This window comes from uncultured Plantibacter sp. (assembly GCF_963518075.1).
Taxonomy (GTDB): domain Bacteria; phylum Actinomycetota; class Actinomycetes; order Actinomycetales; family Microbacteriaceae; genus Plantibacter; species Plantibacter flavus_A.
Genome location: NZ_CAUQHZ010000001.1, coordinates 654,885 through 679,196 on the forward strand (window position 1 = coordinate 654,885; position 24,312 = coordinate 679,196).

Below are 24,312 nucleotides of genomic sequence, written 5' to 3' on the forward strand. Positions count from 1 at the left end.
CCGGGAAACGGTCGGGAAGCTCAAAGGTCGTTCATGGTCGAACCAGACGATTCACTCGGATTGCGGGAGTCAGATGATCTCAGCACCCCCGCCGAGAGGAATCCCCGTGAACAACACCCCAGACCCGGAACGCCCTGAGCCGCGTCCAACGGACGGCACCCGACCGGCGGAGACGCCGCAGTCGTCCCCCGCTCCCGATCCGTACCAGCCGCCCACCGGCTCGTACCAGCCCCAGCCGGGTGTGGACGTCACTCCCCCGGCCGGCTACCCCGGCAACACGGCCGCGGGTGGTCCGCGACGCGAGCCCACGACGCCCTTCGGTTACGCGACGGCTCCCCACGCGACGAGCGGTCACGCGTGGCCCGGTCATCGCCAGGGCCCACAGGGTCAGTACGGTCCGTACGCCGCCGGCCAGGGCCAGTACGCCCCCTCCGGCACCTGGCAGCCCCGACCGCACGGACAGCAGACGATCCCCCAGCCGCCGTCGACCACCGGCACCCCGGCGAAGAAGCAGCCCATCGGGTGGATCATCGCCGCCGCGACGGCCGCCACGGTCGTGTCCCTCGTGACCGGTGGTCTCGGCCTCGCTTCGCTGGCGGCCGGCGCGTTCCAGAGTGTCGCCGCCTCCTCACAGGTGACGGAGACGGTGCCGGACGAGGGCGGTCAGAGCTTCCGCGCTCCCGGTGGGCCAGGGCCACAGCAGGCGACGCCGGATGCCGCGACGGCGAACACCCGGAGCGCCACCGCCGCGGAGTCCGTGGGTGTCGTCGACATCGACACCGAGCTGGCCTACCAGGGGGCCGCCGCCGCAGGAACCGGGATGATCCTCACCGCGGACGGCCAGATCCTGACCAACAACCACGTCGTCGCGGGAGCGACGAGCATCGTCGTCACCGTCGTGGCGACCGGAGAGCAGTACGACGCGCGCGTCGTCGGGACCGATGCCACGAACGACGTCGCGCTCCTGCAGCTCGACGGCGCCTCGGGGCTGGACACCGTCACGATCGACGACGACGGCGGCGCAGCCGTCGGTGACGCCGTCACCGGGGTCGGGAACGCCGGCGGCACGGGTGGGACCCCCAGCGCTGCGGACGGGTCCGTGACCGCCCTCGAGCAGGACATCACGGTCCAGGATGAGACGACCGGGGCGGGCAAGCAGCTGACCGGATTGATCCAGACGGACGCGGACATCCAGTCCGGCGACTCCGGCGGGCCGCTCTACGACTCGGAGGGCGAGGTCGTCGGCGTCGACACCGCTGCCTCCTCCGGTGGGACCGACATCGACGGATTCGCCATCCCGATCGACGACGCGTTGTCCATCGTCGACCAGATCCGCACCGGCGTCGAGACCGACACCGTCTCGATCGGCTACCCGGCCTTCATCGGGATCGGTCTGGCCGCGTCCGGCGCAGCCCAGACCGTGCCGGGTGCCGTGGTCGGTTCGGTGATCGAGAACACGCCCGCGGCGTCGATCGGCCTCGCAGCCGGCGACGTCATCACCGGCATCAACGGTGCCGCCATCGACTCCGCTCAGACCCTGACGGCGACCATGGCCACGCTCGAACCCGGCCAGACGGTCTCCGTCACCTGGACGACGGCGAATGGGACCTCCCAGACCGCTGACGTGACGCTGATCGAGGGCCCGGTCGGCTGATCGAGCGCTCGGGACGCTCGACGGCTCCTCACTTCCGGCCCGCCGCCGGATCCGAGGAGTCGTCGACGTCTGCCCAGTAGGCTCGGGAGGCGGTGCCTCGCCGCATGCACCGGAAGGAACCGCTCGTGACCCGCTTCCTCGGAGTCGACCTCGCCTGGGGCGAGGGGACCGGCTCCCGCGCGGCGAACGAGTCGGGACTGGTGTGCATCGACGAGACCGGGACGGTCATCGAGGCCGGGTGGGCCGTGGGGATCGACGCCGTCGTCGCCTGGATCGTCGCCACCGCCTCACCGGGCTCCGTGATCGCGGTCGACGCCCCTCTGCTCGTCCAGAACGAGACCGGCATGCGTCTCTGTGAACGTGAGGTCGGGCAGCGGTACGGGCGCTGGCAGGTCTCGGCCTACCCGTCGAACCTCGGCCTGCCCGCGCTCGGTGGTGTCGCGCTCTTCACGGCGCTGGAGGCGGCGGGGTTCCAGTACTTCGACGGACTGAGCACGCCGGCGGCGGATGCCGTCGTGTTCTTCGAGGCCTATCCCCACACCACGTTGGTGGGTGCCGAGGAGTTCGGGTACCCGGATGCGCGGCCCCGGTACAAACGCCTCGACCCCGGTCTCCCCGCCGCCGAGCGACGGCGACGCCGCGCGGAGGTCTGTGACGACCTCGTCTCGCGCCTGCAGGCGCTGACCTCGGCGACTCCGCCACTCGACCTCGACACCCACCCGGTGACGGCGCTCCTCGCCGCGGAACCGTCGCCGCTGAAGGAATCGGCGCACAAGCATCGGGAGGACCTCATCGACGCGGCCATCTGCGCGTGGACGGCGTCCGCCTGGTCCCGTTGGGGCCTGGAACGGTTCCAGGTCCTCGGTGCCTCGGATGCTCCGGACGACCGTGGGCGTGTCCCCACGCTCCTCGCCATGGCGCGGCCTGAACAGCGCCCCAAGCAGGACATTCCCATATCGACATATATCAAATCGGCTCCGCCGCTGGCATCTTCGCCGCCATCGGGGCCCATCGCCCGGCAAGCCACAACAGTCCACGACCCCGATGAAGGACATATGAAGAAGAAGGCATACGCTCAGGACGACATTCCGGCGGAATCGAACACGATCGAGTTCGTCCCCGGCGGAGCGGCGAACGCCGAAGTCCCACCCGCGGCCTCGACGCGAGCGCCCTCCCCCGCTCCGACCACCGTCGAACTCCTGCGCAGTGCCACCTGGCACCTCGAGCATGCCCGGGTGGTGGGCCACCCCGACGACGTCGAGTTCGAAGCGGCGAGGTCGGCGTTGGCCGAGGCCGTCTTCGACCTCGAACACGTCCAGTACGGGGAGACGACTCGCGGCTAGGCCACTGGTCAGGCGGGTCCTGAGTCCGATCGGCGCCGTGTCTCCCGGTCCGCGCGTGCGCGTCGTTCGAGGATGTCGTTGCGAACCCAGCGGATCACCAGCGACATGGCGAGCGACAGGAACAGGAACGCCGCCGCGCCCAGGGCGTAGGAGATGAAGTCCGTCGGGATGAACGTCGTGCCGAGCACGAGCGCCGAGGGCGGCCACTGGTCCGCGAGTGCGGACGGCACGCCCGTGGCCTGGAAGCACTCGATCGCCGCCGAGAAGCCGAACGCGCCGAGGGCGATCTGCCACAGCGGACGCCGTGGGGCGGCGAAGGCCAGCAGGAGCGCGACGAGGACCGTGTAGAGCGCGTTGGTCACGGGGTTCGCCCAGGCCGCTGCCACCGACCAGTGCACCGTCAGCCCGGCGACGATCGTGATGATCGCTGCGCCGAGGAGCAGCGCGCGCTTGAGCGAGGTGGCGGGGCGTGGCCCCTCGTCCGTCTGGTCGGGTGCGTCGGTCATGCTTTCGTCCTCCGGGTGCGTCGTTGTCGCCCACGGGCCCAGTCACGGGCCTCGGTTCCGGAGAGGGCGAGGATGATGGAACAGTCGACCGCGAAGCCGATCAGGTTGGTCTGCAGCGTCAATCCGCCGGCGCCGGCGACATAGCTCGCGGCGAGGGTGGCGATGGACGTCGAGCTGAAGGTCATGGCGAGCAGGCGCGCGAGGTTGCCTCCCCGATGGACCCGCCAGGCGAGGACGAGGTAGCAGAGCGTCACCACGGCCGACAGGGCCAGCACGGCCCCGACGACCCACGGGATGAGGACGACGTCGTCAGCCGTCGCGGCCGTCGCACGGGCCTCCGAGATGACCTGCTTCCAATCGGAGACGAGGAGGACACCGGAGAGCACGGTGGACAGTGCCGCGACGACCATCAGGACCACGCCGACGGTGGTGTCCAGCGGCCGCGGGTCGCCGGCCCGGATGAGGGAGCGCGTCGGGGGAGCGTCGGCGGCCGGCAGGGTCGCCGCCGGCGGGACGACCACCGCGCTGAGATCGATGATCGGCAGGTCGCCGTCGGTGACGATCGCGTCGCCTCCGCCGTTCCGTGAGTGGTAGCCGGTGGAGAAGTTCTCGATCACGGACGTCGTCGCTCCGACCTCCGCTGACGCGATCGACGCGACGATGTGATCGCGCTCGTCGTCGACGTCGTCGGCGATCCGGTGGGTCACCTGCAGCGTGAAGATGCTGATCCCGACCGATCGGTCGTACGTCCCGGCGGCCAACCAATCCGCCTGGTACCCGCCCGGGAGCAGCCAGCCCGCTGGTGTCGGCCAGAACCGGACGTGGTGCCGCTTCCCCGGACTGCCGTCGACCTCCTGCTGGTAGCAGAACGCCTGGCGGCGACCGAACAGGTAGAGCGACGAGACGGGCGCCTCCGAGTAGCTGCGCCTGGTCAGCGTCGAGGTCACGATCCGCAGGTTCGCGCGCAGGCCGAGGTCGTCGGCGAGCGTCCAGCCCGCCGAGAGCATCGCCATGTGGATCTGCTCCTCCCGACCCCGGAGGCCGAGGTTCACGGGATCACCGAGGATGCCCTCGCGCGTGCGAGTGCGTCCGATGAAGTAGTCGGGCAGGTAGACGCGCGACAGCACGGTGTGCAGGCGGGGGAGGATCAGGTAGGCGATGACGAGGTAGATGACGAGGATGAACCAGGCTTGGGCCCACCCGCGGGCGAACGCCTCGGTGAGCAGCACGTACGCCAGGAAGACCGCCGCAGCCGTGCCGAAGGCGAAGAACCAACCGTCGACGATGCGTGCGATCCGTCCGCGACGATCCTCGGACAGGCCGCTTGCGGGCCCGATGAGGTCGCTGCGGGTCTTCGTCACCCGTCCAGGGTAGGGCCTGGTGCATCCACGTGCCGGGTGCGTGGGTGGTGGGAGGATGGTGGGATGGACTCCGTCGCCCACATCACCGACCTCGCCGACTTCATCGTCGCCTCGCCCACCTCGTATCACGCGGTCGCGGAGAGCGCTCGGCGCCTCACGGCGGCCGGCTTCACCCGGCGGCTCGAGACCGAGTCCTGGGACGGTGGCGCCGGCCGGTTCTTCGTCGAACGCGAGGGTGCGGTGATCGCCTGGGTGCAGCCCGAGCAGGCGCACGCCGCGACGCCGTTCCGCATCCTCGGCTCGCACACGGACTCGCCGAGCTTCAAGCTCAAGCCGAAGCCGACGACCGGCGCCCACGGGTGGCTGCAGGCCGGGGTGGAGGTCTACGGCGGACCGCTCCTCAACTCCTGGCTCGACCGCGAACTCGAACTCGCCGGACGCCTGGTGACGCTCGACGGGACCGTGCACCTCGTCCGGACCGGCCCGTTCCTGCGCATCCCGCAGCTCGCCGTGCACCTCGACCGAAGCGCCAACGACGGCCTCGTCCTCGATCGCCAGCGCCACCTGCAGCCGGTGTACGGGGTCGGTGACCTCGGCCACGCCGACGTGCTCGCGCATCTGGCGTCGATCGCAGGCATCGATCCCACCGCGATCGCCGGGTACGACGTGCTCGTGGCCGACACCCAGGAGCCCCGGCGATTCGGTCTCGACGGGCAGCTGTTCGCCGCCGGACGCATGGACAACCTGACCTCGGTCCACGCGGGACTCGCGGCGCTGCTGGCCGCGAGTGACGGGGGAGCGACGGACGACGCCGCACACATCACGGTGTTCGCCGCCTTCGACCACGAGGAGCTCGGTTCGGCCTCGACCTCCGGCGCCAGCGGTCCGTTCCTCGACGACGTCCTCACCCGCATCGGTGCGTCGCTGGGGGCGACGGTGTCCGAACGGCTCCAGGCCTATGCGGCCTCCTGGTGCCTGTCAGCGGACGCCGGCCACGCGATCCACCCGAACTACCCGGAACGCCACGACCCCGCCAACCGGCCGATCGCCGGTGGCGGTCCGCTCCTCAAGATCAATGCAAATCAGCGCTACGCGACCGACGCCCTCGGGGCCGCGCTGTGGGCCCGGAGCTGCGCCGCCGCAGGTGTGCCCTCGCAGGACTTCGTGTCGAACAACACGGTGCCGTGCGGCTCGACCATCGGCCCGCTCACCGCGACGCGACTCGGCATCCGGACGGTCGACGTCGGGACGCCGCTGCTGTCGATGCACTCCGCCCGCGAGCTGTGCCACATCGACGATCCGACCGCTCTGAGCGCGGCGGTCCAGGCGTTCTTCCGGGGCGCCTGAGCACCGCCGCAGCAGGAGATCCTCGCGGGAGCAGGACGCCCGAAGGCGGACGGTCCTGCTGCGAGGCTGATCTCCTGCGGCGGGCCCGGGCTCAACCCAGTTCGCGCAGCCGCAGACGTCGTCCGTCGGGACTCGCGTCCGGGTTCACCTCGACGAGGTCCGAGCGCGAGTTGATGAAGTCGCTGAACGAGCGGTAGCCGAGCGGCTTCTCCTTGAACGCCGGATCCATGCGGATCATCTGGTTCTTCACCTCGGCGTTCAGCAGCCAGTCCTCGTCGTCGTTCTTGGCGTGCACGAGGCGGAGTGCGCGCACCAGGAGCTCGGTCGCCGCGCGCTGTGCGTCGGGACCGGAGGGGTCCGCGGTCTCGTCGTCGGAGTCGTCCAGGTCGTCGGCGTCGCGGTGGCTGAACACCGGCTCGGTGAAGAGGCCGCCGATCCGCGGAGGTGTCTGGGCGGCCGGTGCTTCGGCCGTCGGCGCAGACCCGGACGAGGCGCGACGACGCCCTCCGGACTTGGGTGCGGACTTCGGTGCCTCAGAGGACACCTCCGCCGTGCTCTCGACGGCGGCAGGGGTGCGGGGCGTGCGCGTGACGACCGGGCGGACGATCCCGGGGATGTCGTCGTAGTCGGAGAACTCGTCGCACGCCGCCATGAGCGCACGACTCGTCGCGCCTGCGACACCGATCCCGATGACGTGGCGTCCGAGGCGTCGGCAGCGCTGGGCGAGTGAGATGTAATCCGAATCGCCTGCGACGATCACGATGTGCGTGAGGTCGGGGAGACGGAAGAGGTCCTCGACGACGTCGACGGCGAGGCGGATGTCGGCACCGTTCTTCATCGCCTTCGTCGTGGGGAACATCTGCGTCAGGTCGACCGCGCGGTCCACGAGGTCCTTCTGGTACGCGGAGTTGACCGGCTCGGACCAGTCGGCGTAGGAACGGCTGATGACGATGTTCCCGAACGACGAGGTGTAGTCGAGGATGGCGCCCACGTCGACCCGAGCGGCCTGCAGGCGCTCGGAGATCTCGTCGCCCTCCGGAGCGGCGGACGGCACATGTGAACGGGCGCGATCCCGGCTGAACGCCGCCTTCCCGTAGAGCTGGTTGTAGCGCGAGATGACGATGTTGTCGAAGTCGATGTAGACCGCGACTCTGGGCGTTCCGGTTTCTGCCATGGCTCCATCATCCTCTGGCGGCCTGCGAATCCGCGACTTCAGTCCTACACAGCCCGGCTTGCGGAGGCGCCTTCCCCCACCTCTGCAGCGACACGGCCTGGGACGACGGGGTCCGCGTACCGTGGCCGCATGCTCAGCCACGCACACACCATCAGCGATTCACGGTCGCGCACGGGGTTATACCCAGTTATACTTTCTCCTGTGAAGACCGCCATCTCATTGCCCGATGAACTGTTCACCCGCGTCGAAGCTCGCGCCGCCGAGCTCGGTGTCAACCGGTCCGAGTTCTTCGCGGCGGCGGCGAGTCGGTATCTCGACGAGACCGGAGCCGCCGGCGTCACGGCCGCAGTGGACACCGCGCTGCGGCATGCGGGAGTCGCTTCGGCGGAGGAAGCACGGGTCGTCGCCTCGGCCGGGCGCGACCGCCTTGCCGCAGTCACCGTGGGAGACGATTGGTGATCCGCCGCGGCGACATCCGGTGGGTCGATCTCGGTCCTCGTGAGCGGGGGAGTGCGCCCGCCGGCCGCCGGCCGGTCGTGGTCGTCCAACATGATGCTTACACGCGGAGCGCACTCCGGACCGTGATCGTCGCGGTCGTCACGTCGAACACGGCGCTCGCCGAGCTCCCGGGCAACGTGTTCCTCCCTGCGACGGCTTCCGGCCTGCCGAAGGACTCGGTCGTGAACACCACACAGCTGCTCACCCTCGATGAGGACGACCTCGGTCCGGCCGCCGGAAGGGTGCCCGTCACCCTGTCACTGGATCTGGACGCGGGGCTCCGTCGAGTGCTGCACCTCTGAGGTGGTGCCGGAGCGATCGGCTCAGAGGTGGCCGGTGAGCTTTCCGTGGAAGGCCGAGCTGCGTTCGTCGAGTCCGGTGAAGACGACCTGCTTGCCGTGCGCGGCGTACTTCTCCTGCACGGCGTCGAGGACGGCGACGCTCGAGGCGTCCCAGATCTGCGAGGCGGTGAAGTCGACGACGACGTCCGCAGGATCGGCCGCGTAGTCGAACTGCTCGACCAGGTCGTTGCTGCTGCCGAAGAACAGGGGGCCGATGACGCTGTAGCGGACGGAGGCGGCGTCCTCCGCGAGGACCCGACGGACGCGGATCACGTGGGCCACGCGCCGCGCGAAGAGCACCATCGCGAGGACGGCTCCTGCAGCGACGCCGATCGCGAGGTTGTGCGTGATGACGACCACCGCGACGGTCAACACCATCACGACGGTCTCGGGGACCGGCATCCGTCGCAGGGTCGCCGGGCGCACGCTGTGCCAGTCGACGGTCTTGATGGCGACAATCATCATCACGGCGGCCAGCGCGACCATCGGGATCTGCGCCATCACCGGGCTGAGCGCGGTCACGAGCAGCAGGAGGAAGACGCCGGCGACGAAGGTGGAGATCCTCGTCCGAGCGCGCCCCAATTTGACGTTCACGACCGTCTGACCGATCATCGCGCAGCCGGCGATCCCGCCGTACCACCCGGCCAGGATGTTGGCGACGCCGAGGGCCCACGACTCGCGCCCCTTCGACGACGTCGTGTCGGTGATGTCGTCGACGAGTTTCGCCGTGAGGAGGGTCTCCATGAGCCCGACGAACGCGACGCTCAGCGCGGTCGGCCAGATGATGCCGAGCGTCTCGAGGTTCAGCGGCACGAGCAGCGCGGTCAACCCGGGGAGGCCGCCGGAGACGTCGCCCTGGTCGCCGACGGTCGGCACGGCGGCGTGCGCGATCATCGTGATCGCGGTGACGACGACGATGGCGACGAGCGGCGCCGGCACCGCGGTGGTGAGCTTGGGGAGCAGGAGGACGATCAGGACCGTGATGACGAACAGCGGGTAGACGAGCCACGGGACACCGAGCAGGTGGGGGACCTGGGCGACGAAGATGAGGATGCCGAGCGCGTTGACGAAGCCGATCATCACCGAGCGGGGGATGAACCGCATGAGTCGGGAGAGACCGGTGACGCCGAACACGATCTGGATGAGGCCCGCGAGGATCACCGCGGGGAGCAGGTACTCCACGCCGTGTTCCTTGACGAGCGGCGCGACGACCAGGGCGACGGCGCCCGCGGCGGCCGTGATCATCGCCGGACGCCCGCCGAGGATCGACATCGAGATCGCGAGGACCACGGAGGCGATCAGGCTGACCTTCGGGTCGACGCCGGCGATGATCGAGAAGGAGATGACCTCGGGGATGAGCGCCAGCGTCGTGACGATCCCGGCGAGGATCTCGACGCTGAAGGCCGTGGGGTTCCGCAGGGTCGCGAGGACGCCGGGGCTCGGGCGGACGGCGGTGCGCATGGGGGCGTCGGGCTGACTCACCGTGCAAGCCTAGGCTCGTTCGCAACGCAGGACGCACCGGGCGAGTCGCTGGTAGCACCGAACGGAAGGGCCGCGACACGCGGCGACCGTCCTGAGTCGCGAACCGTCGGTCAGCTCCGCAACCAGGCCTCGAGACCGTCCGCGCTGATCGGGAGTGCCGCGGAGAGGACCTCGTGTCCGGTGGCGGTCACGAGCAGGTCGTCCTCGATGCGGACGCCGATGCCGCGCAGCTCCGGCGGCACGGTGAGGTCGTTCGCGTGGAAGTAGAGACCTGGTTCGACCGTCAGGACGGCGCCCGGCTGCAGCGGCTCGTCGAGGTACCGCTCGTCGCCGATGCGGGCGCAGTCGTGCACGTCGAGTCCGAGGTGGTGGCCGGTGCCGCTCGGCAGGTAGCGGCGGTGCTGCTGGCCGTTCGGCGACATCGCCTCGTCGACCGACACTTGCAGGATGCCGAGGTCGCGAAGGCTCGTGGCGATCTGCTCGTACGCCGTGTTCCGCATGTCGATGAACGAGCGGCCGGGGCCGACCTGCGACATCGCGGCACGGTGGGCCCGCTCGACGTGGTCGTGGACCTCGCGCTGGGCCGCGGAATACGACCCGCTCGCCGGGAAGGTCCTCGTGACGTCGGCGGTGTACAGCGAGCGGGCTTCGACGCCGGCGTCCATGAGGATGAGGTGCTCGGGGAGGACCGGACCGTCGCAGCGCGTCCAGTGCAGCGTGGGAGCGTGTGGCCCGCTGCCGATGATGGTCGAGTACCCGACACCGTTGCCGAACGTGCGGGCGTGGCGCTCGAAGGTCGACTGCAACCAGCGCTCTCCGCCGAACTCGATGGCGGCGGGCAGTTCGCGCACGACCGAGCGGAACCCGCCGACCGTCGCGTCCACGGCGGCGCGGAGCTGCGCGATCTCCCAGTCGTCCTTGACGAGCTTCGCGGCGGACAGGGCGATGAGGAGCGCTCGCGACGCCGCGAATCGACCGTCGACCCGGGGCTCCGGGGCGCCTGCGCGGAGCGCGTCGGCGGGCAGGAGCGCGAGGGACTCGTCCAGCACCTCGAGGGAGCGGACCTCGATGCCGAGTGCCTCCGCCCACTGGGGGAGTCCGGCGGACGGGCCGATCCAGAGCTCGCCGCGCATGGCGTCGGCGTAGAACGCCTCCTCACCGGGACCGACGGGCTCGGCGAGGTACAGCGTCGCGTCGTGCCCACCGGCAGTCGGCCGCATCACCAGGACCGCGCCCTCCGCCTGACAAGAGGTGAGCCACACGAAGTCGCTGTCCGGACGGAACAGGAACTCGGTGTCGTTCGCGCGCGTCACGGCGCGTCCCGCGGTGACCACGAGCCAGTGGCCGGGGAACTGCGCGCTGATGGCGTCGCGGTGACGTCCGGCGGCTGCGCCGGCACCCTCGGCGAGGTCCACGGAGCGGTCCACCGCACCCCAGCCCGTCGCGAGGTACTCGCGGAACGCGTCGTCCCGGGGGAGCGGCTGGGTGCGGGGGTCGCGGAACTGCAGGCTGTCTGGACACATGGACATCAGTAAGCCACCCGCGGTGGACGCCGTCAAGCTGCGACCTCCGGAGCCAGCGGAACATCTCGTCCGTACCGTCTGATCCGTCGTTTCGTCCTGTCCGACCGGCTCAGGTGATGGACGGGATGGACGGATCGTCGGCAGGTTGACACCTGTTCGGACGCCTCCGCAGAATGACGGCATGACAGGAACCGCCGACACCGGCACCAGCGCCACGCTCGACTTCAACCTCGACGCGAAGGTGTTCGACATGGTTTCGTCGTCCGCGAGCGTCGTCGACGCCGACGCGCCCACGCGATTCGTCTACCACGAGACGCACGGCGTGCTGTGGGGCGAATACGTCGGTGACACCGTCTCCGTCGGACGGTTCTGCGGGGTGCGCACCGGCGAACGCATCGACATCTCGTTCGTTCACCGCAACCGTGCCGGCGACCTGACGACGCGCGGCGAAGCGAGCTCGATCATCTCCCGCGCCGAGGACGGCTCGTTCATCCTCACCGAGGACTTCATCGGTCCGGACGGACAGGCTCATGTCAGCATCTGTCGGGAGATCGTCGCCGCCTGAACCGGTCGGGGTCGGCACGCCACCGCCGACGGGTCAGCGTCCGCGTCGCTCCGGCACCCGCTGGGCGCGCTCGTCGCTCGTCCGGACGAACCGGGTCATGCCGAAGCGCTCGCCGGAGTCCTCGACGCTCGTGCGCTCGGACCTCGTCATGCGGAGCGACACGTTCGACCGCTCCTCGTCCATGAGGAAGACGGTCGTCGTCGCCTTGATGGACGGCCACTGTGCGAGCCGGGTGGCGACCAGTTCGTGGATCGCCGCCACGTCGGGGGCCCGGATCAGCATCATCGCGTCGTGCTCGCCGGTCGTGACGGCGAAGTACTCCAGCTCGGGGACCGAGGACAGCCGCGCGCGGAAGTCGGCCCACTGGCTCTGGCGCAGCGTGATGAAGACCATCGCCGCGACGCCGAGCCCGACCGTCGCCGGCTCGATCTCCGCGTGGACCCCCTTCAGGACGCCGGCGCGGAGCATGGCCTCATACCGCGAGTAGGCGTTCGAACGGGAGATCCCGAGCTCTTCGGCGAGTGCGGCGACCGAAGCCCGCCCGTCCTCCCGGAGCAGCTCCAACATGCGGATGTGGGTGTCGTCGAGTTGCATCGATTGCTCCAAACGTCCAGATTCGGCGGTGGTCCTGGCGGTCGATTGAGAGGATATGGCAGATTCGCCGCGAAATCGAGACAATTCTTCTTTGGTAACGGCTTGTGGATTGACGAATGATCGCGTATCGCACTACTTTCAGCTCATCCCTCCAACCAGATAAGGAGCTCCACCTTGTCACGATCCTTCAGCCGCACCAGCCGGCGCGGCATGGCGGCCCTCGGCCTCGCCCTCGCCGCCGGCCTCGCGCTCAGCGCCTGCTCCTCCTCAGGCGGCTCCGATGACAGCGCGGGCAAGTCGCTCGTCGTCGACGCGTCCTTCGACCTCAAGACCGCCGACCCGAACCGCGAGTACGAGACCACCGGCTCGATCGTCGCGAAGGCGCTCTACGAGACCCTCCTCACCTTCAAGGACGACGACGTCACCGCCCCCGTCGACGGCCTCGCGAGCTACGAGATGAACGCCGACAACACGGTGATGACCCTCACGATGAAGGACGGCAAGAAGTTCTCCGACGGCTCCGACGTGACCGTCGACGACGCGGTGTTCTCGCTGCAGCGCGTCCAGGGTGTGAAGGGCAACCCGTCCTTCCTGCTCGACGGCGTCACGATCGAGAAGACCTCGGACACGACGCTCACGCTCACCTCGGCGACGCCGAACCCCGCCCTCCCGTTCATCCTCCCGAACCCGGCCCTCGGCGTCGTGAACAAGAAGGTCGTCGAGGAGAACGGTGGTAGCGCGACCGCCGACGACGCGGCCGAGTCGTTCCTCAACACCACGTCCGCGGGCTCCGGCCCGTACAAGCTCGAGTCCTTCGACGCCGCCTCGCAGGTCGTCTTCACGGCGAACCCCGAGTACACGGGGACCAAGCCCGCGTACGAGCGCGTCGTCCTCCGCAACGTGCAGGGCCCGACGCAGAAGCTCAACGTCGAGGCCGGTGACTCGCAGGTCGCCCTCGACCTGAACCCCGACCAGGTCTCCGAGCTCGACGACTCGAAGGTGAAGATCATCGCGAACCCCTCGCGCTACATGATCTTCCTCATGCTCAACCAGGACCCCGCGATCAGCGACATCACGAGCAACCCGAAGTTCCTCGAGGCCGTCAAGCTCGGCATCGACTACGACAAGATCGTCGACCTCGCGGGCGACGGTTCCGTCCGTCCCGGTGGCTTCATCCCCTCGATCTTCAACGGGGCGCTCGACGCCGCCGACGGCAATCAGTTCGACGCCGATGCGGCGAAGGCTGCGCTCAAGGAGTCCGGGTACGCCGGCGAAGCCGTCACCCTGAACTTCCCGAACGACATCACGGTGCAGGGGCTGTCGCTCCAGAGCATCGCCGAGTCGGTCCAGGCGCAGCTGAAGTCGGTCGGCATCACCATCACGCTGGCCCCGGCTCCGGTCGCCACCGAGCTGGACGCCTACCGCGACGGCAAGGAGACCGTGGGTCTCTGGTACTGGGGCCCGGACTTCCCGGACCCGTCGAACTACCTCGCGTTCACGCCGGGTGAGCTCGTCGGCCTCCGCGCTGGCTGGCCGGCAGGCGCCGACCCGACCGTGACCGACCTCGCGAACGCGGCGCTCGCCGCGACCGACACGGACGCCCGTGCCGCCGCGTACCAGGACCTCCAGAAGGCGCAGAACGCGAGCGGACCGTTCATCCCGCTCCTGCAGCCGGCGCAGAACGTGGTCACCGCGACCACGATCACCGAGGTTCCGCTGAACCCGACGTGGACCGTCGACCTTGCCGGAATCAAGTAGCGTCGCACCGACGACGTCCAGCGCGCGAGCGGGTCTCCACCCGCTCGCGCGCTACCTCGGCATCCGGCTCGGACTCACGGTCCTCCTGATGTTCGGGGTGACGCTCGTCACCTTCACGCTGACCAACCTCGTGCCCGCGGACCCCGTGCAGGCGGCGCTCGGTGAGCAGGCCGCAGCGGACCCGACGATCGTCGCGCAGTTCCGCGAGAACGCCGGCCTCGACAAGCCATTGCCCGTCCAGTACGTCACCTACGTCGCGAACCTGTTCCAGGGTGACCTCGGGACCTCGCAACAGACCCGCGGCGCCGTCGCGGACGAACTCGGTCGCGCCTTCCCGGCCACGGCCGAACTGGCGCTCACCGCCATCGTCATCTCGATCGTCATCGGCGTCGGCCTCGGCATGTGGGCCGCGCTGCGCCGGAAGACGATCACCGACCAGGTCATCCGGGTCGTGAGTCTCATCGGCATCTCGGTGCCGTCGTTCTGGCTCGCACTCGTCGTCTACTTCGTGTTCTTCTCCCAGCTGCACTGGTTCCCGGGCTCCGGGCGACTCTCGCCCGCGGCGATCCCGCCGCCGAAGGTCACCGGGATGTACACGATCGACGCGTTGCTCGCCGGCCAGTGGTCGACCTTCGGCGACGCCATCGCCCACCTGATCCTGCCCGCCTCCGTCCTGGCGCTCTACACGATCGGCCTGCTCACCCGGTTCGCGCGGTCGGCGATCCTGGAGGTGCTCGACCTCGACTACGTCCGGGCAGCGCGGGCGAAAGGCCTTCCCGGCCACGTCGTCGTGACCCGGTACGTGCTCCGCGGTGCGCTCGTCCCCATCATCACCGTGCTCGGCGTCGCCTTCGGGTCGCTGCTGTCCGGGACGGTCCTCGTCGAGAAGGTGTACTCGTGGCACGGCCTCGGCGAGTACGCGTACTCCGCGGCGACCAAACTCGACCTGCCCGCGATCATGGGCGTCGGGCTCATCGTCGGCTTCGTGTACATCGGCCTGAACTTCCTGGTCGACGTGCTGTACGGCTTCATCGACCCGAGAGTGAGGGTGGCATGACCGACGTCCTCGCCGTCCAGACCAAGCGCAGGGGCCGCCTCCGCATCTCGAAGCAGCTGCGCACTCCGCTCGCCGTCGCGGGTGGCGTCATCGTGCTCTTCTGGCTGCTCGTCGCGGTGCTCGCGCCGTGGATCCGGCCGTTCGACCCGCTCGCCCAGGACTTCGACCGGCTGCAGGCCCCGAGTGCCGCGCACTGGTTCGGCACCGACCAGGTGGGCCGCGACGTCCTGTCCCGGGTCGTCAGCGGCGCGCAGGTCTCGATCCCGCTCGCCCTCATGCTCGTGATCTTCGCGATGCTCATCGGTTCGCTCCTCGGGGCGATCGCCGGCTACTTCGGCAAGGCCCTCGACGAGACCATCATGCGGATCGCCGATCTCGTCTTCGCGTTCCCGACGATCATCCTCGCGATGGTCATCGCCGCTGCGCTCGGCCCGAGCCTCACGAACGCCGTCATCGCGATGCTCATCGTGTCGTGGCCGGCGTACGCCCGCGTGACGCGTTCATTCGTCATCGGAGCCAGGGGAGCCGAGTACGTCATCGCCGGTCGTCTGCTCGGCAACGGGCCGTTCACCTCACTCGGCAAGGACATCCTGCCGAACGTCGTGTCGCCGGTCGTCGTGCTCGCCACGCTCGACGTCGGCACGGCCATCCTGCTGCTGTCGGGTCTCTCGTTCCTCGGTCTCGGTGCCGTCCCGCCGACGCCGGACTGGGGCGCGATGGTGTCCGACGGGGTGCAGAACTTCTCGTCCTGGTGGATCGCGGTCTTCCCGGGACTCGCCATCCTCACGGTGGTGCTCGCCTTCAACTTCCTCGGCGACGCCCTTCGCGACGCCCTCGACCCCCGGTCGCAGGAAGCCGTACAGGGGCGCGCGCTGTGAGCGGCGCACGCGGTGCGAGCGACCCGAAAGGACGCGACATGACGCAGGCAGCAGGCGGTGGCGGGATCGTCATCGAGGGGCTCACGCTCGGCTTCGGTCGCGGCGCCGCCACCAAACAGATCCTCCGCGGCATCGACCTTGAGGTCCCCGCCGGTCGCATCACCGGGCTGGCCGGTGAGTCGGGGTCAGGCAAGACCATGACCGGGCTCGCGATCTGCGGGCTCCTGCCGGCCGGAGCGGACCTCGGCGGCAGCATCCGCTTCGACGGTACCGAACTCGTGGGGCTCAAGCAGCGCACCATGAACCGGTACCGCGGCACGGAGATCGCGATGATCTTCCAGGACCCGACCGCGAGCCTGCATCCCATGCTCACGGTCGAGGCCCAACTCGTCGACCACTACCGGCACCACACGGGAGCCTCGAAGGCCGCCGCCCACGCGCGGGCGCTCGAGATGCTCGGTCTCGTCGCCGTCCCGAACCCGGAGGCGGCGTTGCGCAAGTACCCGCACCAGTTCTCGGGCGGACAGCTGCAGCGCATCGCGATCGCCTCGGCGCTCATGTGCGAGCCGTCCGTGCTCATCGCCGACGAACCGACCACGGCCCTCGACGTCACGGTCCAGGCCGGCATCCTCCGCCTGCTGCGGAAGCTGTGCGACGAGCTCGGGATCGCGATCATCCTCGTCACCCACGACCTCGGGGTGATGTCGGCGCTCGCCGACACGATCGCGGTCATGCGGCTCGGCGAGATCGTCGAGCACGGCAGCCGGTACCAGGTCATCACCGCTCCGCAGCACGAGTACACCAAGGCGCTCATCGACGCGCTGCCCGACACGGGAACGGAGGCGGCGTCATGACGCTGCTGCACCTCGACGACGTCCATGTGACGTACAAGCTGCCCGGTCGCGGCACGCTGAACGCGGTCGACGGCGTGAGCTTCGACCTCGAGCCGCGACAGGTGCTCGGCCTGGTGGGGGAGTCGGGCTGCGGCAAGTCGACCCTCGCACGAGCGGTCTGTGGGCTGGAACCGACCTCGGGTGGCGCGATCACGTTCAACGGGACACCCATCGGCAAGCTGGGTCTCCGGAAGCGCGCACCCGAGCTGCTGCGGATCCAGATGGTCTTCCAGAACCCGTACGCCTCGCTGAACCCGCGCCGCACGGTCGGGAGTCAGATCGAGGACGGCCTCCGGGTCAACCCGGTGCGCGACGCGTGGGATGTCGGTCAGCTGCTCGAGCACGTCGAGCTCGACGCAGCCAGCCGCACCCGCTATCCGCACCAGTTCTCGGGCGGCCAGCGGCAGCGCATCGCGATCGCCCGGGCGATCGCGGCGGGTCCCGAGCTGCTCATCGGTGACGAGCCGATCGCGTCGCTCGACGCCTCCCTGCAGGCACGGGTGGCGAAGCTCATGCGGAAGCTCGCGGTCGAGACGGGTGCGGCGCTCCTCTTCATCAGCCACGACCTGTCCGTCGTCCGGGTCATCGCGGACGACGTGGCGGTCATGAGCGCCGGTCGCATCGTCGAGCACGGTCCGGTCGACCGCGTCTGGTCCGACCCGCAGGACGCCTACACGCAGCGGCTGCTCGCGGCGATCCCGGTCGTCGACGGACTCGGCACCCTCCCCGGCGCCTGACCGGACCCCTGCTCCGTCCCTGTCTCAGGAGCGTCTCGGCGTGTCGGGTCCCCCGCGCTCGACACGCCGAGGCGTTCCTGAGACAGGGAACCGGTCAGCGGAGGGTCGGCGGGCCGACGGGGCCGGGGGAGTCGTCGATGAACGGGCGGTCGATGGTCTCCCGCACGAGGAGTTCGATGAGGCGGAACGCCCCGACCGCTGCGAGTTGGACGAGGAGCAGGGGACCGAGGAGCGCACCGGCGTACGGCAGCCAGACGAGGAGTCTCCGTTCCTCCCGCCAGCACACGGCGAGGACCGCGGGTGCCATCGCGAGGCCGAGCCACCCGGGCGTCGGAGCGCCGAGCACGGGCGTGACGAGTCCGATCGTCGCGACCCAGACGGCCAGGACCCCGAGGACCGACTGCCCGATCAGCACGGCGGCGACGCCTGGAGCGTGCCTGACGTACCGCTCGACCGACACGACGGCCCACATGAGCCAGGCCCGGAGGAGCGGCACCCGCTGCTGGCGGAGTCCGACGCGGAACTGTCGATCGTCCTCGAACCGCTGCTCGAGTGCCTGGTCCGCCGGGAGCCCGAGTGCGAGGAGCGCGCGGTGGTCGTGCACGACGGCCGGCGCGGACTGTCGGCCGTAGCTGCCGATGAAGCTCCACAGGACGCCCGGGACGGACGCGAGGTCGGTCCATCCCTCCGCGCGGTCGCCGTCGTGCCCGTCGTCGGACGCCGGTGCCCACACGACGGGACCGTCAGGGGCGTGCTCCTGGAACCCGATCCGCCGCTCGAGTCGGAACCGGCGTCCGGTCGGGGGGATCTGCGCCAGATCGATCCGCTGCAGCGGCTGCTCATCGTCGTCGAGGTAGGGCATGCGGACATCCTCCCGCAGCCCACCGTCAGGTGTGAGTCCCCTGGATGTCGGCTCCTGACCTTGCTCACGAGTTTCCCGCGTCGTAGCGTGGCGTTCCGTCGCCGTTCAACCGAGTCTGGTCAGATGGTCAAACAGCTGCGATGCGGTTCGGAGAGCATCGCTCGAACGAGAGTTGTCACGTGAGTCTTCGCACGGCCGAGTACCCGAGGCCCGATCACTTCCTGCTCCATGTGAGCGACACGCACCTCCTCGCCGGCGGGGGGAGCCTCTACGACAGTGTCGACAGCGAGACGCACCTGCGTCACCTGTTCGCCGAGTTCGAGGCGTCCGGCGGTCGGCCCGAAGCGATCGTCTTCACGGGTGACCTCGCCGACAAGGGCGAACCCGACGCGTACGACCGCATCCGCTCGATCGTCGAGCCGGTCGCCGAGCGCCTCGGATCGCAGATCATCTGGGTGATGGGCAACCACGACGACCGCCAGGCGTTCCGGGCCGGGCTGTTCGGTGAGGTGCCGACCACCCGACCGGTCGACCGCGTCTACGACGTCAACGGCCTCCGCGTCATCACCCTCGACTCGAGCGTCCCCGGGCGCCACCACGGTGAGGTGTCGGACGAGCAGCTCGACTGGCTCGCCGAGGAGCTTTCGACGAAGGCGCCTCACGGCACGATCCTCGCGATGCACCACCCGCCCGTCCCGAGCGTGCTCGACCTCGCCGTGAGCGTCGAGCTGCGCGACCAGGCGAAGCTCGCCGAAGTGCTCGAGGGGTCCGACGTCCGGAGCATCATCGCCGGGCACCTGCACTACTCGTCGACCGCGACCTTCGCGGGCATCCCGGTGTCGGTCGCGTCGGCCACGTGCTACACGCAGGACCTCAACGTGCCCGTCGGCGGGACGCGTGGTCGCGACGGCGCGCGGGCGTTCAACCTCGTCCACGTCTACGGCAAGACGGTCCTGCACTCGGTGGTGCCGCTGGGGGAGACCCCGCCGCTGCACTACATCGACGCCGAGGAGAGTGCGCGCCTGCTCGCTCGCGACGGCATCGAGCTGCCCGTGTCGGACACGGTGCCGGTGCAGCCGGAGCCGCCGCTGACGATGCCGATCGGCGTCCTCGTCTGACGACGACCGATCCCTGAGCTTGCTTCGGGTCCCTGAGCCTGTCGAAGGGCCGCACCGCGGCAGGGTACCGCAACCCGGCGGGTCCGCCGTTCCGGGAGCCTCCCCGGTCGGACGCGCCTATCGTGGACGGATGACCTCCCCAGAAGCACCCCGCACCGCACTCGTCGTCGGCGCCAGCGGCATCACCGGTTCCGCGATCGTGTCGCAGCTCCTCGAGGACGGCGGCTGGCGGATCCTCGCCCTCTCTCGCCGCGCGCCCGCGGCCCACCCGCAGGTCGAACACGTCGCGGCCGACCTCCGGGACGCGGACGACCTCGCGCACGCCCTCGGCGGCACCGGTGTCACCCACGTCTTCTTCACCGCCTGGTCGCGTCAGGACACCGAGGCCGAGAACATCCGGGTCAACGGCGGCATGGTCCGCGACCTGCTCGCCGCCCTCGCCGCCGAGCCCGTTCAGCACGTCGCCCTGGTCACCGGCCTCAAGCACTACCTCGGCCCGTTCGAGGCCTACGCGGCGGGAGAGATGCCCGACACCCCGTTCCACGAGGACGAGGAGCGACTCGACACGCCCAACTTCTACTACGAGCAGGAGGACGAGCTCTTCGCCGCGGCTGCGCGAGCGGGCTTCACCTGGTCGGTGCACCGTTCCCACACCGTGATCGGACATGCGGTGGGCAACGCGATGAACATGGCGTCCACGCTCGCGGTGCAGGCGGCGCTCTGCAAGCGACTCGACCGACCGTTCGTGTTCCCCGGTTCCGAGACCCAGTGGAACGGCCTCACCGACATGACCGACGCCGGACTCCTCGCCGAGCAGATGCTGTGGGCGGCGACTTCACCGGCCGGTGCGGACGAGGCGTTCAACATCGTCAACGGCGACGTCTTCCGCTGGCGCTGGATGTGGCCGCGCCTGGCGGCGCACCTCGGCGTCGAGCCGGAGGGTTTCGACACCGCGCCGCGTCCGCTCGAGCAGCAGATGGCGGGCGTCGAGGGCACCTGGGCCGAGGTGGTGGCCGAACACGGTCTCGTCGAGGCCGACCTCTCCCGCGTGGCGTCGTGGTGGCACACCGACGGCGACCTCGGCCGGGACATCGAGGTCGTCACCGACATGAGCAAGAGTCGACTCGCTGGCTTCACCGGCTACCGGCGGACGCTGGACGCCTTCTCCGCGATCTTCGACCGACTCCGCGCAGAGCGCATCGTCCCGTAGCGGTCTCGGAGCTCCACTCCGGTCCCTGAGCCTGTCGAAGGGCGGTCAGCTGAGCTTGGCGGGCTCGATCTCGAGCGCGTTCGGCACGGCCGCCTCGCGCTCCCATGGCGCCGGGAACGGGAAGTACCGCTCGAGGAAGTCGATCACGGCGGTGGTGCGCTGCTCCACCGAGATCTCCGGCCGGCTACCGTCGTTGAGGCAGAACATGTCCTGGTCGCGTCGCTTGAGGAGTCGCTCCATCTGCCCGAGCGACTGTTTGAGCGTCGTCTCGATGTAGCGGACCTTCGCCTGGGTCTGCTGGACCGCGCGACCCGTCATGAGGCCGTAGTAGTGGTAGAACGAGTTGGTCACCGAGATGTTGTCCGCAGCGCGGAAGGCGCTGTGGGCGGTCGCGCGGAACTCCTCGGCGAACTCCCGCTCCATCTCCGCCATGATGCTCCGGCGGAGGGGGGCGGCGCAGTGCTCGAGGTGGCGGGTGGTGACGCGTCCGAAGCGCTCGTGCAGGAGCCGACGGTTCACGCGGGCCGCGTTCTCGAAGCCGCTGCGCGAGGGGTCGTTCGCCCCGAGGCCGATACGGGTGGTCGCCTCCACGAACTTGCTGATGCCGCCCGGTGAGAAGAACAGTTCGGGACTGATCGGTCGCCCGAGGAACATGTCGTCGTTGGAGTAGAGGAAGTGCTCCGACAGCCCCTCGATGCGGTGGAGCTGGCTCTCGACGGCCATGGAGTTGTGCGTCGGCAGGGCGTCGAGGTCGCGGAAGAACTCCTCGCTGCGCACGATGGTGACCTTCGGGTGCTCCGCCAGCCATTCGGGCGCGGGGGAGTCGGTCGCGATGAAGATGCGTCGGATCCACGGGGCGAAGGTGTGCACGCTGCGGAGGGCGTACTTGAGCTCGTTGATCTGGCGGAAACGGGCGTCGGAGTCGTCGCCGTCGCCGACGACGTAGCTCTGCATCCGCTTGGCGCGGGCGCGCTGGAACTCCTCGGAGGAGCCGTCCACCCACGAGAAGACGAGGTCGATGTCGAAGGTGACGTCGCTCGCGAGCGCGCCGAACATGTGCTCGAGCGTCCGCCAGCTGCGGCCGTAGCGTTCGACGGTCGTCTCGACGGCCTCCGTCCGCGGCATGTACGTCCGCATGAGGACGTTCTCCACGGGCGCGGTGATCTCCTCGTCGCCGAAGCGCCAGAGTTCGAGCTGCAGGGCGGTCTCCATGCCGTAGCGGAGGCGACCGAGCGGTTCGATGCGCGGCCGGTACAGCCGGAACACCTCGGCCTTGCGGGCACCGGTGAGCAGGCCGTCGGAGAGGAGGTGCGGATCGCCGGCCGGCTTCATCGTCGACATGCGTGCTTTGAGCGGCACGCTGTAGAAGGGCTCGTCGGCGAACGCCTCCGCGAGTGCGGTCTGCAGGCGCTTGCGCAGGGAGCGGTCGACGACGATGACCGGGCGGTCGTGCTCGCCCCGGATGAGGAGGTACTCGATCTCGGCCGCATCGAGCACGTCGGCGACGGCGAGCAGGTCCTCCACCATCGACTGCTGTGGGGTCAGGTGACCGTTGATGAGGGTGTAGACGCCCTTGCGCTGCACGACGTCCGGTCGGTCGAAGCGCTGGGACCGTGAACTTCCGGTCACGAGGACGAGTTCAGGGGCGGTGGTGAACGGGAGTTCCGGCGGAATCGGGTCCTTCACGGTACTGGTGAAGGCCGTCGGTGCCTGAGTGCCGACGGTTGGCCGCTGGTCGTCGAGTTCGTTCGTGATCGTGTCCGCCTCTGGTCTGCTGGGGAGTGGGTTCCTCGTTATTGTACGGCCGTCGCCCAGGAGCGCTCGCGGCTTGACGGCGACGGGGTCGCGGGCGGCGTCCGGGTACGATTGACCCCATGGTGAGCGTGGCGGAATCCTTGGTGCGCCTGCAGGACCTGGCCTCGTCGCCCGTGGTCGCTCGGGTGGCGTCGGCGTTCGCCGAAGCCGGGTACGAACTGGCCCTCGTCGGCGGACCGGTCCGCGATGCGATGCTCGGTCGCACGGTGAGCGACCTCGACTTCACGTCGAACGCCTCGCCCGACCAGATCCTCGCGGTCCTCAAGCCGATGGCGAGCGTCTGGTGGGACGTCGGCCGCGACTTCGGCACGATCGGCGCGAAGGTCACCGTCATCGACGACGACGGCGTCGAGCACGCCGACACGGTCGAGATCACCACCTATCGGGCCGATGCCTACGACGGCGTGACCCGCAAGCCGGTCGTCGCGTTCGGCGACACCCTCGAAGACGACCTGCGTCGGCGCGACTTCACCGTCAACTCGATGGCGCTCCGCATCCCCGAGATCACCCTCGTCGACCCGTCCGGCGGCGTCGAGGACCTCGTCGCCCACCTGCTGCGGACGCCGAGCTCGCCCGAGGTGTCCTTCGGCGACGACCCGTTGCGCATGCTCCGGGCCGCGCGGTTCACTTCGCAACTCGGCTTCCGGCCGACCGACGACGTGATCGAGGCGATGGAGGAGCGTCGCGAGACCATCTCGATCGTGAGCCCCGAGCGCGTCCAGGCCGAGCTCGGCAAACTGCTCGCGACCGACCACCCGCGCGCGGGCCTCGAGCTGCTCGTCGACACCGGCATCGCCGACCTCGTGCTGCCCGAGCTGCCGGCACTCCGGCTGGAGCCCGACGAGCACCATCACCACAAGGACGTCTACCAGCACTCGCTCACGGTGCTGGAGCAGGCGATCGGCTACGAGCACTCGCGACACCCCGGTGAGGCGCCCGACCTCGTCCTGCGTTGGGCCGCGTTGCTCCACGACATCGGCAAGCCGGCGACGAAGAAGACCGGACCAGGCGCAGCCGTCACCTTCTACCACCACGACCTCGTGGGGGCGAAGCTGGCCAAGAAGCGCCTCACCGCGCTCCGGTACGACGGCGACACGATCAAGAGCGTCGCGCGGCTCGTCGAACTGCACATGCGGTTCTTCGGCTACTCGGAGGGCGTCTGGGCCGACTCCGCGGTGCGGCGCTACGTCCGCGACGCCGGTCCGCTGCTCGAGCGACTGCACATGCTCGTCCGTGCCGATGTCACGACCCGCAACCGGCGCAAGGCCGACCGCCTCGGCTTCGCCTACGACGACCTCGAGCAGCGCATCGTCGAGCTCCAGGAGCAGGAGGAGCTCGAGTCCGTCCGGCCCGACCTCGACGGCAACCGCATCCAGGAGGTGCTGGGCATCGCACCCGGTCGCGAGGTCGGCGAGGCGTACCGCTGGCTGCTGGAACTGCGTCTCGACGAGGGCCCGCTCGGCGAGGAGGAGGCGACCCGTCGCCTCCTCGACTGGTGGTCCTCCCGGTGACGCCCCCACCTGCCCGCGAACTGTCACGAACGCACAGTCCGACGGCGTCACACTGACCGTTTCTGACAGCTCGCGGGCGTTCAGA

Annotated in this window: 22 protein-coding genes; 14 read left to right on the top strand and 8 right to left on the bottom strand. The window is 69.6% G+C overall.

What is annotated here, in order from left to right:
* Positions 1-106: 106 nt before the first annotated feature.
* Together RWN05_RS03135 and RWN05_RS03140 are read left to right on the top strand one after the other, a co-directional pair.
* Entirely contained in the window at positions 107-1,654 is a 1,548-nt protein-coding gene (locus RWN05_RS03135) for a trypsin-like peptidase domain-containing protein (RefSeq protein WP_314138462.1), read from the top strand.
* A 125-nt stretch (positions 1,655-1,779) separates the two neighbouring features.
* Positions 1,780-2,997, top strand: a complete 1,218-nt coding sequence (locus RWN05_RS03140) for a DUF429 domain-containing protein (RefSeq protein WP_314138464.1) — start codon at positions 1,780-1,782, stop codon at positions 2,995-2,997.
* 8 nt (positions 2,998-3,005) lie between these two features.
* Here RWN05_RS03140 and RWN05_RS03145 read toward each other — a convergent pair whose 3' ends face one another.
* Positions 3,006-3,503, bottom strand: coding sequence for a DUF2809 domain-containing protein (locus tag RWN05_RS03145; protein ID WP_079003732.1), 498 nt, complete (start codon positions 3,501-3,503; stop codon positions 3,006-3,008).
* Entirely contained in the window at positions 3,500-4,864 is a 1,365-nt protein-coding gene (locus tag RWN05_RS03150) for an LssY C-terminal domain-containing protein (protein WP_314138467.1), read from the bottom strand. The genes RWN05_RS03145 and RWN05_RS03150 overlap by 4 nt, the downstream gene beginning before the upstream one ends.
* Before the next feature lie 63 nt (positions 4,865-4,927).
* Between RWN05_RS03150 and RWN05_RS03155 the strand changes: the two genes are divergently transcribed.
* Positions 4,928-6,211: a M18 family aminopeptidase gene (locus RWN05_RS03155; RefSeq protein WP_314138469.1), complete on the top strand. Its 1,284-nt coding sequence runs from the start codon at positions 4,928-4,930 to the stop codon at positions 6,209-6,211.
* A 91-nt stretch (positions 6,212-6,302) separates the two neighbouring features.
* Here RWN05_RS03155 and RWN05_RS03160 read toward each other — a convergent pair whose 3' ends face one another.
* Positions 6,303-7,385: an NYN domain-containing protein gene (locus RWN05_RS03160; protein ID WP_314138471.1), complete on the bottom strand. Its 1,083-nt coding sequence runs from the start codon at positions 7,383-7,385 to the stop codon at positions 6,303-6,305.
* 201 nt (positions 7,386-7,586) lie between these two features.
* On the opposite strand from RWN05_RS03160, the gene RWN05_RS03165 reads away from it, so the two are divergent.
* Entirely contained in the window at positions 7,587-7,844 is a 258-nt protein-coding gene (locus RWN05_RS03165) for a CopG family ribbon-helix-helix protein (protein WP_079003729.1), read from the top strand.
* Positions 7,841-8,185, top strand: a complete 345-nt coding sequence (locus tag RWN05_RS03170; RefSeq protein ID WP_274498837.1) for a type II toxin-antitoxin system PemK/MazF family toxin — start codon at positions 7,841-7,843, stop codon at positions 8,183-8,185. The genes RWN05_RS03165 and RWN05_RS03170 overlap by 4 nt, the downstream gene beginning before the upstream one ends.
* Positions 8,186-8,206: 21 nt before the next feature.
* Here the strand turns inward: RWN05_RS03170 and RWN05_RS03175 are convergent, their stop codons facing one another.
* On the bottom strand, positions 8,207-9,685 hold the full coding sequence (locus RWN05_RS03175) for a SulP family inorganic anion transporter (protein WP_314138590.1): 1,479 nt from the start codon (positions 9,683-9,685) through the stop codon (positions 8,207-8,209).
* Positions 9,686-9,816: 131 nt separating this feature from the next.
* On the bottom strand, positions 9,817-11,235 hold the full coding sequence (locus RWN05_RS03180; protein WP_314138475.1) for a Xaa-Pro aminopeptidase: 1,419 nt from the start codon (positions 11,233-11,235) through the stop codon (positions 9,817-9,819).
* Between the two features lie 175 nt (positions 11,236-11,410).
* Here RWN05_RS03180 and RWN05_RS03185 point away from each other — a divergent pair, with 175 nt between their 5' ends.
* The gene (locus RWN05_RS03185) at positions 11,411-11,794 is read left to right on the top strand and encodes a hypothetical protein (protein ID WP_082915870.1); all 384 of its coding nucleotides are present in this window, start codon (positions 11,411-11,413) and stop codon (positions 11,792-11,794) included.
* 33 nt (positions 11,795-11,827) lie between these two features.
* Here the strand turns inward: RWN05_RS03185 and RWN05_RS03190 are convergent, their stop codons facing one another.
* On the bottom strand, positions 11,828-12,388 hold the full coding sequence (locus RWN05_RS03190; RefSeq protein WP_079003723.1) for an Lrp/AsnC family transcriptional regulator: 561 nt from the start codon (positions 12,386-12,388) through the stop codon (positions 11,828-11,830).
* Between the two features lie 174 nt (positions 12,389-12,562).
* Here RWN05_RS03190 and RWN05_RS03195 point away from each other — a divergent pair, with 174 nt between their 5' ends.
* Genes RWN05_RS03195 through RWN05_RS03215 form a run of 5 tightly spaced genes read left to right on the top strand, consistent with a single transcriptional unit; the run spans position 12,563 to position 17,711 of the window.
* Positions 12,563-14,146 carry an ABC transporter substrate-binding protein gene (locus RWN05_RS03195; RefSeq protein WP_217635013.1) on the top strand — a complete coding sequence of 528 codons (1,584 nt, stop codon included), beginning with the start codon at positions 12,563-12,565 and terminating at the stop codon, positions 14,144-14,146.
* Positions 14,130-15,203: an ABC transporter permease gene (locus tag RWN05_RS03200; RefSeq protein ID WP_071262045.1), complete on the top strand. Its 1,074-nt coding sequence runs from the start codon at positions 14,130-14,132 to the stop codon at positions 15,201-15,203. The genes RWN05_RS03195 and RWN05_RS03200 overlap by 17 nt, the downstream gene beginning before the upstream one ends.
* Complete coding sequence (locus RWN05_RS03205) at positions 15,200-16,081, top strand: ABC transporter permease (RefSeq protein WP_314138483.1); 882 nt, start codon at positions 15,200-15,202, stop codon at positions 16,079-16,081. The genes RWN05_RS03200 and RWN05_RS03205 overlap by 4 nt, the downstream gene beginning before the upstream one ends.
* Positions 16,082-16,119: 38 nt before the next feature.
* Entirely contained in the window at positions 16,120-16,935 is an 816-nt protein-coding gene (locus RWN05_RS03210; protein ID WP_121293230.1) for an ABC transporter ATP-binding protein, read from the top strand.
* Entirely contained in the window at positions 16,932-17,711 is a 780-nt protein-coding gene (locus RWN05_RS03215; protein ID WP_079003721.1) for an ABC transporter ATP-binding protein, read from the top strand. Before RWN05_RS03210 ends, RWN05_RS03215 begins: the two co-directional genes overlap by 4 nt.
* Before the next feature lie 94 nt (positions 17,712-17,805).
* On the opposite strand, the gene RWN05_RS03220 is transcribed toward RWN05_RS03215, so the two are convergent.
* A complete protein-coding gene (locus RWN05_RS03220) occupies positions 17,806-18,573 on the bottom strand; it encodes a DUF1353 domain-containing protein (RefSeq protein ID WP_079003720.1) in 768 nt (255 codons plus the stop codon).
* Between the two features lie 179 nt (positions 18,574-18,752).
* Between RWN05_RS03220 and RWN05_RS03225 the strand changes: the two genes are divergently transcribed.
* Both RWN05_RS03225 and RWN05_RS03230 read left to right on the top strand, forming a co-directional pair.
* Positions 18,753-19,691: a phosphodiesterase gene (locus RWN05_RS03225; RefSeq protein ID WP_240555602.1), complete on the top strand. Its 939-nt coding sequence runs from the start codon at positions 18,753-18,755 to the stop codon at positions 19,689-19,691.
* 130 nt (positions 19,692-19,821) lie between these two features.
* A complete protein-coding gene (locus RWN05_RS03230; protein ID WP_079003717.1) occupies positions 19,822-20,901 on the top strand; it encodes an SDR family oxidoreductase in 1,080 nt (359 codons plus the stop codon).
* A 45-nt stretch (positions 20,902-20,946) separates the two neighbouring features.
* Here RWN05_RS03230 and RWN05_RS03235 read toward each other — a convergent pair whose 3' ends face one another.
* Positions 20,947-22,587 carry a stealth family protein gene (locus RWN05_RS03235; RefSeq protein ID WP_399542858.1) on the bottom strand — a complete coding sequence of 547 codons (1,641 nt, stop codon included), beginning with the start codon at positions 22,585-22,587 and terminating at the stop codon, positions 20,947-20,949.
* A gap of 188 nt (positions 22,588-22,775) precedes the next feature.
* Here RWN05_RS03235 and RWN05_RS03240 point away from each other — a divergent pair, with 188 nt between their 5' ends.
* Positions 22,776-24,227, top strand: coding sequence for a CCA tRNA nucleotidyltransferase (locus tag RWN05_RS03240; RefSeq protein ID WP_079003716.1), 1,452 nt, complete (start codon positions 22,776-22,778; stop codon positions 24,225-24,227).
* Positions 24,228-24,312 lie beyond the last annotated feature (85 nt).